The sequence below is a fragment of the Sinomonas sp. R1AF57 genome (genome assembly GCF_002224485.1).
Taxonomy (GTDB): Bacteria; Actinomycetota; Actinomycetes; order Actinomycetales; family Micrococcaceae; genus Sinomonas; species Sinomonas flava.
The window spans coordinates 3,082,812-3,096,228 of record NZ_CP022463.1; the positions used below are offsets into that span (position 1 = coordinate 3,082,812).

Here is a 13,417-nt window from a genome sequence, read left to right on the forward strand (position 1 = left end):
TCACTAGAAGTTCAGTTGTCTCAGCTTTGGGTGCGGCGGCACATCAGTTGGGGGCACATCAGTTGGGTTCAGTCCCAGCAGTCTATCAACCGCTAGAGTGCGGTGTATGACGTCCGGGGTCTCCGAACTCTCCCGCCATACCGCTCCCCTGCGGCGCCGCCAGGTCGTGGCATGGGCGGCCTGGGACTGGGGCTCGGCAGCCTTCAACGCGGTGATGACCACGTTCGTGTTCACCGTCTACCTGACCTCGAAGGCGTTCGGCTCCGAGGACCACGCCTCCTCGGTCCTGGGCGCGGCGCTCGGGATCGCAGGGCTCGCGATCGCGCTGCTCGCGCCCGTCACAGGGCAGAGGTCGGACTCGGGGGGCCGGCGCAGGCTCTGGCTCGGGGTCAACACCGGAGTCGTGGCCGTCCTCACCGGGGCCTGCTTCTTCGTCTACCCGCGCCCGGAGCTGCTCGTCCTCGGCGCGTCCTTCATCGCCGCGGGGCACGTATTCAGCGAGTTCGCGGGGGTGAACTACAACGCGATGCTCGACCAGATCGCGACACCCAGGACCATCGGCAAGGTTTCCGGCTTCGGATGGGCCGCCGGGTACCTCGGCGGCATCGTGGCCCTGCTGCTCGTGCTCGTCCTCTTCGTCCAGCCCGCGTTCGCCTGGTTCGGCGCGTCGACCGAGGAGTCCCTGAACATCCGCCTCGTCGCGGTGTTCTCGATGCTGTGGATCATCGTGTTCTCGCTGCCGGTGCTGTTCGCCGTGCCCGAGGTGGCGCGCCGGCGCCAGGCGCGGCTCGGGTTCTTCGCCTCCTATGCGCTCCTGTGGAGGCGCATCCGGGCCATCTGGGCCACGAGCCCGCACACCATCTACTTCCTCCTCGCCTCCGCCGTGTTCCGGGACGGGCTCGCGGCGGTGTTCACCTTCGGCGGGGTCATCGCGGCCGGTACCTTCGGGTTCTCGCTGAGCCAGGTGATCTTCTTCGCGATCTTCGGCAACGTGGTCGCGGCGGCGGGCGCCGTCCTGGGCGGGGTGCTCGACGACGTGGTCGGCCCCAAGCGCGTCATCGTGGGCTCACTCGTGGGGCTGCTCGTCGCCGCCGGGGCCATCCTGTCCCTGGGGAACGAGACCCATTCCCTGGGAGGCATGGAGTGGAACGGGGCCCTCACCTTCTGGGTCTTCGGACTGCTCCTGTGCCTCTTCGTGGGACCGGCCCAGTCCTCGGCCCGCGCCTACCTGGCCCGGCTGGCGCCGGACGGCGAGGCCGGGGAACTGTTCGGCCTCTATGCCACGACCGGCCGGGCCGTCAGCTTCCTCGCCCCCTCCCTCTTCAGCCTCAGCATCGCGATCGCGGCGCCGCTCGTCGCCCCCGGCCAGGCGCAGCGCTGGGGGATCGTGGGGATCATGGCCGTGCTGCTCGCGGGCCTCCTGGTCCTGCTGCCAGTCAAGCCCCCGGCAAAGGTCGCGACGGCCGTCGTCCCCGCCGCCTGATCCGTCTCGGGTACACCAAAACACCCCCACCCCCATCTCAGGTACACCAAAGGCCCTCCACCTCCATCTCGGGTACGCACGACGCCGCGCGGGTCGGCGGCGCGCGCCGCTCACCCGGCGTCGTGCGTACCCGAAACCGGCAGGGCTTGAATTTGGCGTACCCGAAACCGCCTGGGCTTGAATCTGGCGTACCCGAAATGGTGTGGGGGCGGGAGGCGGCGGACCCGGCTCGCGCAGCCCGTGGCCGCAGCCCAACAGACTAGAGTTGTCCCATGAACGTTGACGAGACCGACCTCCCGGGGTTCGGGGTCCGCAAGGACTTCATGACCCAGTCTGGTCGGCGGATCGGGGTCGTGACGCACCGCGACGGCGAGACCGAGCTCATCATCTCCGACTGGGACGACCCTGACACCTGCCAGGCCTCGATCCCCCTCACCGGCGACGAGGCGACGACGCTCGGCAACCTGCTCGGCGGCCAGCGCATCGTCATGCAGCTGACCGAGGAGCACCGCGAGGTGCCCGGCATCACGACCCGCCAGTTCCACATCTCCGCCGACTCGCCCTTCCGGGACCAGCCCATGGGCAAGGCCGCGATCCGCACCCGGACGAGCGTCTCGATCGTGGCGATCATGCGCGAAGGAGAGGTGCTCGCCTCGCCGGCGCCCGACGTCGTCCTCCGCACCGGCGATCTCATCGTGGCCGTGGGCACGCAGGAGGGACTCGACCAGACGGCCAAGATCCTCCGCAACGGCTGACCCGCGATGGACCGCCTCGCGCTGACCCTCATCGAGCTGGGGGCGGTGGTGTTCGCCCTCGGGCTCCTGGCCCGTCTGGCCGGGAGGATCGGCATGTCCCCGATCCCGCTCTACCTCGTGGGCGGGCTGCTGTTCGGCGCGGGCGGTGTCGTGGACCTGGGAGGCGTGCGGGACTTCGCGCACCTTTCCGGCGAGATCGGTGTCATCCTCCTCCTGCTTATGCTCGGACTGGAATACACGGCGCAGGAGCTCGTGACCGGGCTGCGGCGGTCGTGGCAGGCCGGCGTCATGGACCTCGTCCTGAACTTCCTCCCGGGAGTGGGGGTGGCGCTCCTGCTCGGCTGGGGTGGGGTCGGGGCGCTCGTCATGGGAGGTGTGACGTATATATCGTCCTCGGGAATCGTCGCCAAGGTCATCACGGATCTGGGGCGGCTCGGCAACCGCGAGACCCCGACCATCCTCGCGATCCTCGTGTTCGAGGACCTCGCGATGGCCCTCTACCTGCCGATCCTCACCGCCGTGCTCGCGGGGGTCAGCTTCCTCGGGGGGCTGCAGACCGTGGGCATCTCGCTCGTGGTCGTGACCCTCGTGCTGCTGATCGCGCTCCGGCACGGGCACCACGTTTCCAAGGCCGTGCACAGCGAGAACTCGGAGGTGTTCCTCCTGAACGTGCTCGGCCTTGCGCTCCTCGTGGCCGGGGTCGCCTCGGCGCTGCAGGTCTCGGCAGCGGTGGGGGCGTTCATGCTCGGCATCGCCATCTCGGGCACGACGGCGCACAACGCCTCCCGCGTCCTCGAACCGCTGCGGGACCTCTTCGCGGCGATCTTCTTCGTCGCGTTCGGCCTGAACACAGACCCCGCGACCATCTCGCCAGTCCTCGGCTGGGCGCTCATCCTCGCGGTGGTGACCGCGGTGACCAAGGTGGCCACCGGCTGGTGGGCCGCCGCCCGCGCCGGAGTGGCCGTGCCCGGCCGCGCGCGCGCCGGCGCTGCCCTCATCGCACGCGGGGAGTTCTCAATCGTCATCGCCGGTCTCGCCGTCGCCTCGGGAGCAGTCAACGACGAGCTCGCCGCCCTGGCCACTGCCTATGTCCTGCTGATGGCCGTCATGGGCCCGCTCGCAGCGCGGTTCGTCGAGCCGATGGTGCGGGCTTTCCGCAGCCCGCGCGGCCGCAGGCCTGCCCAGGCGAAGGTCCCCTTCTGAGGCGAGCACGCGGCGTCGAGCTTAAACGGCCCGGCAACCCGGGCGAAACAGGCCTCAGCTTGGATGGGTGCCATGAGCACCTTCACGCACACTCCCCCGCCATCGGAGCTGGCCTGCGAGGTCTGCGGCCGCTTCCCCGAGCCGACCAAGCTGCGGCTCACCCTCGCCAATGTCGCCGCGATGCTGCCGATCGAGCTCGCGGTGCACGCCGCGGTCGTGGGGACGGGGTGGCCGCTCCTGCTCAAGGTCGCACTGCTCGCTGTGACTGCGACGGCGCTCGTCATCTGGGTCGCCGAGCCCGGCGCGCGCCGGCTGTTCCGCTCGTGGCTGCACGCACCGGCCTTGCGGAGACGCCGGCAGCTGGACCTCGCGCCCGCCCTGTGGCGGGCCCGCACCACCCTGCCTGATACCCCGGGCGCGCTCGAGCACCTCACGCACGAGCTCGCCCGGCTCGGGGTGAACATCCTCGGGATCCAGGCGCAGCCGGTGCGCAGCGGCGTGGTGGACGAGCTGGTGCTCTCCGCGCCCGGCGGCCTCAGCGATCAGGACCTCCTGCACGCGATCGGCGATGGCGGCGGGGCGGCCGCCCGAGTCTGGCCGACGACGCCGCTGGCCCTCGCCGACGGGCCGACCCGCGCGCTCGCCCTCGCGGCGAGAGTCGCTGCGGCCCCGGCCGAGCTGCCGTACGCGGCGGCCGAGCTGCTGTCCGCGCGGCGTGTGCCGGCCGACCGGGCGGTACCGGACGAGTGGCACGCCACGGGCACCGTCCTGAAGATCCCGACGCCGTGGGACGCGCCGCTCGTGCTGATCCGGCCCGGCATGCCGTTCACCCCTGCAGAGGCCGCGCGGGCGAGCCGCCTCGCGGAGCTCGCCGAGGTCGTGGAACGCCAGCGGGCCACGTGAGCCCCGAGGTCACCCCCTCTGCCGCCGAGGTCACCCCCAATGGCGCCGAGATCACCCCGTCTGCCGCCGAAGTCGTCCCCTGGCCATGCTCAGTCGCGCTGCGTCTGTCGGGCAACCGGCCTCAGGATAGGGACCTTCCTCAGCACCTCAGCGGACGATGATGACGTCCAGCGTCCTCGGCCCGTGGACGCCTTCGACGCGCTCGAGCTCGATGTCGCTGGTCGCCGACGGGCCAGAGATGAACGTGAGCGGACGCGTGATGTCGAGGCGCGCAAAGCCCTCGGGCACAATGCCCACGATGGTCTCCACCGGCACCACGCACACGTGGTGGTCCGGCACGAGCGAGATCGCCCGCCGCCCCTGGTCAGGGGATCCGTCCAGCACAATGGTCCCCGTCTCGGCGACGCTGACCGCCGAACTGGTCACCACGGCGTCGAGCTCGTCGAGACGCACGACGGCGAGCGGCGCCTCGTGCGAGTCGGTCACCCTCCGCTCGGTGAGCCCCGGGTGGAGCCAGTGGGCGGGAAGGCCGTCGGGTGCGACGAAGGCCTTGCCCTCGAGCCGTGCGCGGATGGCCTCGGCGAGGCCTTCCGCGGCGACAACCTCCACGCGGGCCTTGTAGTCCTCGAGTCGGTCCACCAGCAGGGCGACGAGCTCGTCTTCGGTGAGGCCCGACGTCGTGCGGTACAACGGGGTGACCCCGGCACCACGAGGGGTGACCTCGGCACCACCCGGGGTGACCTCGGCCCCACCCGGGGTGACCTCGGCCCCACCAGAGGTGACCTCGGCCCCACCAGAGGTGACCTCGGCGCCACCCGGGGTGACCTCGGCCCCACCAGGGGTGACGTCGGCCCCACCCGGGGTGACCTCGGCGGGGGCGGGGGTGGTGCCGAGGGCCGCGTGGACCCTGGCCAGGATGTCGTCGCGGGCGCTCACTTCGCCTCACCTTCCTCGGACGTGTTCAGCTTCTCCCGCTTGGCCCACTGGTGCCGGAACGACTCCGCGGGCGGCGCCGGGATGTCCCGGCTCTGGGTCCAGCCGGCGCCGAGGCCCGGGAGCTTCCCGATCACCCGGTCCCGCCCCGCCGCAAGCCGCCCCAGCGGGAGCCCGCGTTCGAGCACACCCATGCGCGCGCCGTCGGACATGGCCCAGGACGCCCCCGCCATGGCGAGGTCGAACTGCGAGGGCAGGTGCCGCGCCCCCGGCTTCGAGCGCCGGGCCTCGACGTCCTCGCCGCGCAGGTGCACGAGGATCTCGGGGATGTTGATCTTCACCGGGCACGCGTCGAAGCAGGCCCCGCACAGCGAGGACGCGTACGGCAGCGACTTGTTCTCCTCCGCCTCGACCCCGGTGAGCAGCGGCGAGAGGATCGCGCCGATCGGCCCCGGATACGTGGAACCGTAGGCGTGGCCGCCCGTCCGCTCGTACACGGGGCACACATTCATGCACGCCGAGCAGCGGATGCAGTGCAGGGCCGAGCGGCCGTGCCTGTCCGCGAGCGCCCGGGTGCGCCCGTTGTCGAGCAGCACGACGTGGACGTCGGAGGGCCCGTCCCCCGGCGTCGCGCCGGTCCACAGCGACGTGTAGGGGTTCATCCGCTCCCCGGTCGAGGAACGCGGGAGCAGCTGCATGAACACTCCGAGGTCCTCCGCGCGCGGCAGGACCTTCTCGATGCCCATGACCGTGATGAGCGTTTCCGGCAGCGTCACGCACATGCGCCCGTTGCCCTCGGACTCGACGACGCCGAGCGTGCCGGTCTCGGCGATGCCGAAGTTCGCTCCCGAGATCGCCACGCGGGCGGAGAGGAACTTGGCCCGCAGGTGCGCGCGGGCGGCCATCGCCAGGCGGCGCGGCTCGTCGCTGAGGTCGGGGTCCACGTCCGGCATCTCGGCGAGGAAGATGTCGCGGATCTCGGTGCGGTTCTTGTGGATCGCGGGGACGAGGATGTGGGACGGCTTGTCGTGCCCCAGCTGGACGATCAGCTCGGCGAGGTCCGTCTCATAGGCGGCGATGCCGCGCTCCTCGAGGTACTCGTTGAGCCCGATCTCCTGGGTGGCCATGGACTTGACCTTGACCACTTCGGTCGCGTTTCGCTCCCGGACGAGGCCCTCCACGATCCGGTTCGCCTCCGCTGCGTCGCGGGCCCAGTGCACCGTGCCGCCGCGGGCCGTGAACTGCTCCTCGAACTGCGCCAGCAGCTCCGGCAGACGTTCCATGGCCTCGGCCTTGATCGCCGAACCGGCCTCGCGCAGATCCTCCCAGTCCGGCAGCTCGGAGACGACGCGGAGTCGCTTGTCGCGGATCGTGTGGGTCGCGTGGCCGAGGTTGGCGCGCAGCTGGGCGTTGCCCAGCTCGCGGTGGGCGGCCTTCGGGAAGGATTCGAGGGCGGAGATGTTGCCGAAGCCGCGCGGCGGGACGGCAGGCATGCCGAGGGAAACGGTCGTCATCGCGCACCCCCCTTCGCGCCAGCCGGCTGGCCGGCGAGCGCGAGCTCGCCGTCGACCCTGAGCGGGTTCTCCCTCGTCGAGGCAAGCACCTCCGCAAGGTGCACGGTCCGCACAGGCCGGCCCTGCGCCGTCGTGCGCTTCTCCCGGGAGAGGCCGCCGCCGATGTGCATGAGGCAGGACGCGTCCCCGCCGGCGCACGCCTCGGCGCCGGTGCCGCAGATGTTGGCGACCTTGTCGGCGAGCATCGCGGAGGAGACGTCCGCGTTCTTCACCGAGAACGTGCCGCCGAAGCCGCAGCACTGCTCGGCGTCGGGGAGGTCGACGACGTTCAGCGCCTCGACCGTGGAGAGCAGGGCGCGCTGCCGGTCGCCGAGGCGGAGCAGTCGCATGCCGTGGCACGACGGGTGGTACGTGATGGTGCCAGGGAGGTAGGAGCCGAGCTGCGCGGCGGCGTCGGTGACGCCGAGGACGTCGGTGAGGAGCTGCGCGAGCTCGTAGGTGCGTGCGCCGACGGCGTCGGCGCGCCCGGCGAGCGTGCTGTCGGCGCCCTTGACCCCGTGCTCCACCGCCCAACGGGCCACCATGGCGTGCTGGTGCTTCACCGAGGCGACGCACGAGCCGGAGGGGGCGACGGCGACGTCGTACTCCCCCGCCTCGAAGCCGGACTCGAAGGTGCGGACGTGGTTCGCGACGACGGGGAGCGCCTCGGGGAAGTAGCCCGAGTTGACGTGCATCTGGCCGCAGCAGGCCTGACCAGACGGGAACACGACCTCGTGCCCCAGCCGCTCCAGGATCTCCACCGTGGCCTGCGCGACGCGGGGGTACATCGCGTCCACGATGCAGGTCGCGAAGAGCGCGATTCTCATGGTGTCCTCTCTCAGCCCAGGATGACCCCGGACCATGTGGTCTGACCATAACATAGCGATGTGTGGGCAATCACACCACACCGTCCGGCCGGACGGTGTGGTGTGAGGGGTGCGTCAGAAGCGCGTCGCCGCCGCCAGCAGCTCGAGGATGTGGCGGTAGGGGCGCTCGGTGGCGCGGGTGAGCCCGATCTCGCACGTGCGGTTGCTCGAGGCGTACTCGGCGAAGCGGCCCCCGCGCGCCCGCTCGGCCTCCTCGATCCCGGCCGCCTCCGGCGCGGTGGCCGAGGCGGTCAGCTCGGGGTGCAGGAGCCCGCGGTCGCCCGCGAAGCCGCAGCATCCGGCCGCGAGGGGCGTGAAGACCTCGTCCGCGATGTGCGCGGCGATCGCGGCGAGCGACGGCGTCGTCCCGGCGATCGTGCCCGAGCAGGTCGGGTGCAGGGCCATCGAGGGGATGCGGGAGCGCACCTCGAGCCGGGGCAGGAGGCCGGCGGCGAACTCGATCGCGTCGACCACGCGCAGGGCCGCGGCCGCCGGCAGGGCCTCCGCGGCAGAGCGCAGCATGACCGCGAGCCCCTCCGCACAGGAGGAGGCGTCGACGACGACGGGGAGCCGCCCGCCGTCGCTCGCCTCGACGAGGGCGGGCACGACGACCGAGCGCATGTGCTCCCAGCCCGAGGTCATGCCCTTGGACTTCCACGGGGTGCCGCAGCACATCGAGCCGAGGCCCTCAGGGGTGCGCAGGCGGACGCCGGCGCCGTCGCAGACGTCCAGGAACGCCCCCGACGCCCCGCCGGGGTGGCCGCCGTCCTCGGGCCCGAACATCGTGCCGATGCACGCCGCGAAAAGGACCGCCTCCACGGCGTCGTCCCGCCGCCGGGGACGCGGGGAGCCGCCGCCCGGCAGGGCGCCGTCGTACATCGGGATCCCATCGCCCAGGAGCTTCCGCGCCAGGCGGGTCGCACCCTCGATCGGCGCGGCCGGCAGGGCGGCGGCCGCGCTCAGCGCCGCCCCGCCCACGCGGGAGGCCGCGCCCCAGGCATGCGCCGCGCCGTTCCAGGCGGCGGATTCGACCCGGCCGGCGGCGTCGGCGCGGAGCCGGCGCACGAGGTCGCCGGTGTTGATGCCCACGGGGCAGGCCGTGCCGCACATGCCGTCGACGGCGCAGGTCGAGACGCCGTCGTAGTCGTAGCCGTCCATGATGGCGCGCGCAAGCTCCTCGTTGCCCTTGGCGCGGGCCTGCTCGGCGTCGCGGCGGAGGGTGATCCGCTGGCGCGGGGTCAGGGTCAGGGAACGGGACGGGCAGACCGGCTCGCAGTACCCGCACTCCACGCAGCGGTCCACCTCCTCCTCGACGGTCGGGGTGACCTTGAGGTCGGCCAGGTACGAGCGGGGGTCGTCGGAGAGGACGGCGCCGGGGTTGAGGATGCCGCGCGGGTCGGCGAGGCGCTTGACCTCCTTCATGACCTCGTAGAGCTCGTCGCCGAACTGGCGGCGTACGTAGGGGGCCATGATGCGCCCGGTGCCGTGCTCTGCCTTGAGCGTGCCGCCCACGCCGAGCACGAGGCTGACCATCTCCTCGGTGAAGTCCTCGTACCGGCGCGTGTCCGCCGTGGAGAAGTCCTCGTTGATCATGAAGTGGAGGTTGCCGTCCTTGGCGTGGCCGAAGATGACGGGGTCCGCGTAGCCGTGCTCGGCCAGGAGCGCGGCGAGGTCATGGGACGTCTGGGCGAGGGCCGGGACGGGGACCGCGATGTCCTCGAGCAGCTGGCTCGTGCCCGAGGGGCGGGCGCTCGCCACGGTCGAGTACAGGCCCTTGCGGACCTTCCACAGCGCCGCCCGCTCCGCGGCGTCCCTGGTCATCGCCACGGGCAGGGCGAGGCCGAGCCCCGCGAAGAGCGCGTCCGCGGAGGCGGCGCGGTCGGCGAGCTCCTCGGCGCTGCCGGCCGTGAACTCGACGAGCAGCGCGGCCGGGTCGGCGAGGTCCAGGGCGCGGATCTGCTCGGGGCAGTCGGGCAGGCGCGCGGAGACGCGCAGGGACACCGCATCCATGAGCTCGGCTGTGTCCGCACCCGCGGCCACGAGCGCGGGGACCGCGGCGGCGGCCGCCCGCACGCCCGGGAAGACGAGCAGGCCCGCCGCGACGTGCGGCTTGACCTCCACCGTGTCGAATACCGCCTCCGCGACGAACGCGAGCGTCCCCTCGGACCCGACGATGAGGTGGACGAAGATGTCCAGCGGGTCCTCGAAGTCCAGAAACGCGTTGAGGCCGTACCCCATGGTGTTCTTCATCGAGAACTGGTGCCGGATCCGCGCCACCGAGTCCGGGGAGGCGAGGATGCGCCGCCGCAGCCGCGCGAGCCCCTCGTGGAGCTCGGGCTCGCGCGCGGCGAACACGGACGACGCCGCCGGGTCGCCCGAGTCGATGACCGTCCCCGAGGGCAGGACGAACCTCAGCGACGCCAGCGTCCGGTATGTGTTGGCCTCTGTGCCGCAGTGCATGCCCGAGGAGTTGTTCGCCACGACACCGCCCACCGTGCAGGCGATCTCGCTGGCGGGGTCCGGCCCGAGTGCGCGGCCATGGCGGGCCAGACGGGCATTGACGGCGCGCACCGTCGCGCCGGGCTCCACCCGCACGCGCTTCCCGCCGTCGAGCACCTCGATGCGGCCGAAGTTGCGGCGGGTGTCCGCGAGGATGCCGTCGGTGATCGCCTGGCCCGAGAGGCTCGTGCCGCCGGAGCGGAACGTCACGGGGGTATCGTGGCGTGCGGCGGCCGCGAGCAGGCGCGCCACGTCCTGGTCCGTGCGGGGGGCCGCGACGACGCTGGGCACTAGCAGGTAGTGCGAGGCGTCGTGCGCCTTGGCGTGGAGGTCCAGGGGCCGGGTCGTCACGGCATCGGCTCCGAGCGCGGCGGCGAGGTCGTCGGCGAGCAGGTTCCGGGGTGCGGCCGCGGGGGAGGCGGCCGCGGGGCGCGAGTCTGCGAGGCGGGCGCTCGTCGTCGTGCGCATGGTCATGGAGGTCCTCCCGGACGGGCGGCGGGGCATGTGGTCAGACCATGCAACCACACCCGTGCCCCTTGTCACAAGGGCGGGAATGTGTGCTAGGTTACGTGGTCGGACCACGAAGGTCCGACCACATCGGCGCCAGCGTCGCCGTCGCCCCGGTTACCACTCCGCAGGAGCCCGCATGACCTTCACCCCCGTGACCGATCCGGTAGCCGGCAGTGTTGCCGTCTCCGCGCTGATCGGCCTCATCCCCCTCCTCACGTTCTTCGTGCTGCTCGCCATCGTGCGCACCTCCGCCCATGTGGCCGGGGCGTTCGCCCTGCTCGCGGCGCTCGTCGTCGCCGTAGTGGCCTACCGGATGCCTGCCCCGCTCGCCGGACTCGCCGCCACCCAGGGCGCGGTCTTCGGCGCGTTCCCGGTCTTCTGGATCGTCCTCATGGCCGTCTGGCTCTACCAGGTGACGGTCCGCAGCGGGCGGTTCGAGGACCTGCGCCGCATCTTCGACCGGATCGGCAACGGGGACCTGCGCATCCAGGCGATCCTCATCGCCTTCTGCTTCGGCGGCCTCCTCGAAGCCCTCGCCGGGTTCGGCGCGCCCGTGGCGATCACCGCGACCATGCTCATGGCCATCGGCCTCAAGCCGCTGCGCGCCGCCGCCACCGTGCTCGTCGCCAACACCGCGCCGGTCGCGTTCGGCGCCATCGCGATCCCGATCACCACCGCCGGCGCCCTCACGGGCATCCCCGCGGACCACATCGGCGCCGTCGTGGGACGCCAGACCCCGCTCCTCGCCTTCGTCGGTCGACGGCGTGCGGGGCCTCCGCGACGCCTGGGCCCCCGCGCTCGTGACCGGCATCGCCTTCGGCATCGCCCAGTTCCTCTGCTCGAACTACTTCTCCTACGAGCTCACGGACGTCGTCGCCTCCCTCGTCGGCCTCGGCGCGGCGATCGCGTTCCTGCGCGTCTGGCGGCCCCGCGGGGCCGCGGAGGCCCGCGCGCGCCTGGGCGTCCCCGCCGCCGTCCCCGCCGGACCCGGCGCGGCAGACGCCACGCTCACGCGCGCCCGCACGTGGATGGCGCTGTTCCCCTACCTCCTCGTCATCGTCGTGTTCTCCGTCTCGAAGCTGTGGCGATCCGGCGTCGACATCCCGGCGGCCCTCGCCACGACCGACGTCAAGGTCAACTGGCCCATCCTCCACGACGCCGTCCTCGGCACCGACGGGAAGCCCCTCACCTCGACCGTGTACGCGTTCCAGTGGCTCTCGGGCCCCGGCACGATGCTCTTCATCTCGGGGCTCATCATCGCGCTCGTGTACTCGCTCAACGACGGCCGCGGCCGGTTCCGCCTCAAGGTCTCCGACGCCCTTGCCGAGCTGTGGCGCACGGCCGTCAAGATGCGCTTCGCGGCCCTCACGATCGTCCTGGTCCTCGCCCTCGCGTACGTCATGAACCTCTCGGGCCAGACCGTCGCGATCGGCACGTGGCTCGCCGGCGCGGGCGGGGCGTTCGCGTTCCTCTCGCCGATCCTCGGCTGGATCGGCACCGCCGTGACCGGCTCCGACACGTCCGCGAACGCGCTGTTCGCCAAGCTCCAGCAGACCGCGGGCCAGCACGCGGGCATCGACCCCGCGCTGCTCGTCGCGGCGAACACCTCCGGCGGCGTCGTCGGCAAGCTCATCAGCCCGCAGAACCTCGCGATCGCCGCGACGTCCGTGGGCATGGACGGGCAGGAGTCCACCATCCTGCGGAAGGTCGTGTGGTGGAGCCTGGGCATGCTCCTGGTCCTGTGCACGCTCGTGTTCCTCCAGTCCACCCCGGTCCTCGGATGGATGCTGCCGTAGCCCGTCCGGCGTCCTCCCCGCACGACGGCGAGCCCCCGCCCCCGGTGCCCAACGCGCCGGAGGCGGGGGCCGGCGTCGTCCGTTCCCGGGCCCGGGTACGGAACAATGGACTCCATGTCTGAAACCGCCACCGGCCGCGCCCACGACGTGGTGCTGCGCCACATCGAGAACAGCCTCCGCTCGGGCGAGCTCAAGCTCGGCGACCGGCTGCCGGGCGAGCGCGCCCTCGCGGAGCAGTTCGGGATCTCGCGGGCCTCGGTGCGGGACGCGATCCGCTCGCTGGAGGTCCTGGGCGTCCTTCGCTCGGCCACGGGGTCGGGGCCGAACTCGGGCACGATCGTCGTCTCGGACCCCTCCTCGGCGCTCGGCGTCGCGCTGCGGATGCACGTCGCGAGCCACCATCTGCCGGTCAACGACGTGGTCGAGGCCCGCATCATGATGGAGACGTGGTCCCTCGAGCACGCCGCCGCGGCGCCCTGGACCCCTGACCAGCTCGACGACGCGCGCCGCCTCCTCGACGCGATGGACGACGACGCCCTGCCGTCGCAGATCTTCACCCTCCTCGACGCCCAGTTCCACGTGGCCCTGAGCGCTCTCGCCGGCAACGTCGTGGTGAGCACCATGATGGAGTCGCTGCGCGAGGCCATCCGGGGCTACATCGACGACGCCGTCACGCGTCGTGGCGGCTGGGACGCCGCCGTGCACGTGCTCCGCGAGCACCACCGGGGCATCTTCGAGGCCGTCGAGGCCCGCGACGGCGAGCGCTCCGCACGCCTGGTCCGCGAGCACATCGAGTGGTTCTACCGCCAGGCCCTCTGACGCAGGCTCGGGGCCGCCCGAGCGCCGGCGCGCCGCCCCCGGCCTCCGCCCCCACCTCCCGCAAATTGTCGACTCCGCGCGGGTCACCAGCCGTCGC

9 protein-coding genes and 1 pseudogene are annotated in these 13,417 nt (G+C 72.2%); 6 read left to right on the forward strand and 4 right to left on the reverse strand.

Translation table 11 applies throughout. From position 1 onward, the window contains the following. Nucleotides 1-106 precede the first annotated feature (106 nt). The 4 genes from CGQ25_RS14175 to CGQ25_RS14190 all read left to right on the forward strand — a co-directional run bounded on the left by CGQ25_RS14175 (nt 107) and on the right by CGQ25_RS14190 (nt 4,344). Nucleotides 107-1,483: an MFS transporter gene (locus CGQ25_RS14175; RefSeq protein WP_208710510.1), complete on the forward strand. Its 1,377-nt coding sequence runs from the start codon at nt 107-109 to the stop codon at nt 1,481-1,483. Between the two features lie 272 nt (nt 1,484-1,755). Next, nucleotides 1,756-2,238, forward strand: coding sequence for a cation:proton antiporter regulatory subunit (locus CGQ25_RS14180; protein ID WP_208710511.1), 483 nt, complete (start codon nt 1,756-1,758; stop codon nt 2,236-2,238). Nucleotides 2,239-2,244: 6 nt separating this feature from the next. Further along, nucleotides 2,245-3,441: a cation:proton antiporter gene (locus tag CGQ25_RS14185; protein ID WP_208710512.1), complete on the forward strand. Its 1,197-nt coding sequence runs from the start codon at nt 2,245-2,247 to the stop codon at nt 3,439-3,441. A gap of 72 nt (nt 3,442-3,513) precedes the next feature. Further along, nucleotides 3,514-4,344: an amino acid-binding protein gene (locus CGQ25_RS14190; RefSeq protein ID WP_208710513.1), complete on the forward strand. Its 831-nt coding sequence runs from the start codon at nt 3,514-3,516 to the stop codon at nt 4,342-4,344. Between the two features lie 147 nt (nt 4,345-4,491). Here CGQ25_RS14190 and CGQ25_RS14195 read toward each other — a convergent pair whose 3' ends face one another. From CGQ25_RS14195 to CGQ25_RS14210, 4 genes are all read right to left on the reverse strand, one after another. After that, nucleotides 4,492-5,280 (reverse strand): LUD domain-containing protein, encoded by a 789-nt coding sequence (locus CGQ25_RS14195; RefSeq protein ID WP_255405340.1) that lies wholly within the window; start codon nt 5,278-5,280, stop codon nt 4,492-4,494. After that, nucleotides 5,277-6,791, reverse strand: coding sequence for a lactate utilization protein B (locus CGQ25_RS14200; RefSeq protein ID WP_208710514.1), 1,515 nt, complete (start codon nt 6,789-6,791; stop codon nt 5,277-5,279). The genes CGQ25_RS14195 and CGQ25_RS14200 overlap by 4 nt, the downstream gene beginning before the upstream one ends. Next, a complete protein-coding gene (locus CGQ25_RS14205; protein WP_208710515.1) occupies nt 6,788-7,657 on the reverse strand; it encodes a (Fe-S)-binding protein in 870 nt (289 codons plus the stop codon). Before CGQ25_RS14205 ends, CGQ25_RS14200 begins: the two co-directional genes overlap by 4 nt. A 114-nt stretch (nt 7,658-7,771) precedes the next feature. Then, the gene (locus CGQ25_RS14210; protein WP_255405341.1) at nt 7,772-10,669 is read right to left on the reverse strand and encodes an FAD-binding and (Fe-S)-binding domain-containing protein; all 2,898 of its coding nucleotides are present in this window, start codon (nt 10,667-10,669) and stop codon (nt 7,772-7,774) included. A 172-nt stretch (nt 10,670-10,841) separates the two neighbouring features. On the opposite strand from CGQ25_RS14210, the pseudogene CGQ25_RS14215 reads away from it, so the two are divergent. Both CGQ25_RS14215 and CGQ25_RS14220 read left to right on the forward strand, forming a co-directional pair. Beyond that, a pseudogene (locus CGQ25_RS14215) lies at nt 10,842-12,501 on the forward strand (L-lactate permease). Nucleotides 12,502-12,615: 114 nt separating this feature from the next. Next, on the forward strand, nt 12,616-13,320 hold the full coding sequence (locus CGQ25_RS14220) for a FadR/GntR family transcriptional regulator (RefSeq protein WP_208710516.1): 705 nt from the start codon (nt 12,616-12,618) through the stop codon (nt 13,318-13,320). Nucleotides 13,321-13,417: the final 97 nt, after the last annotated feature.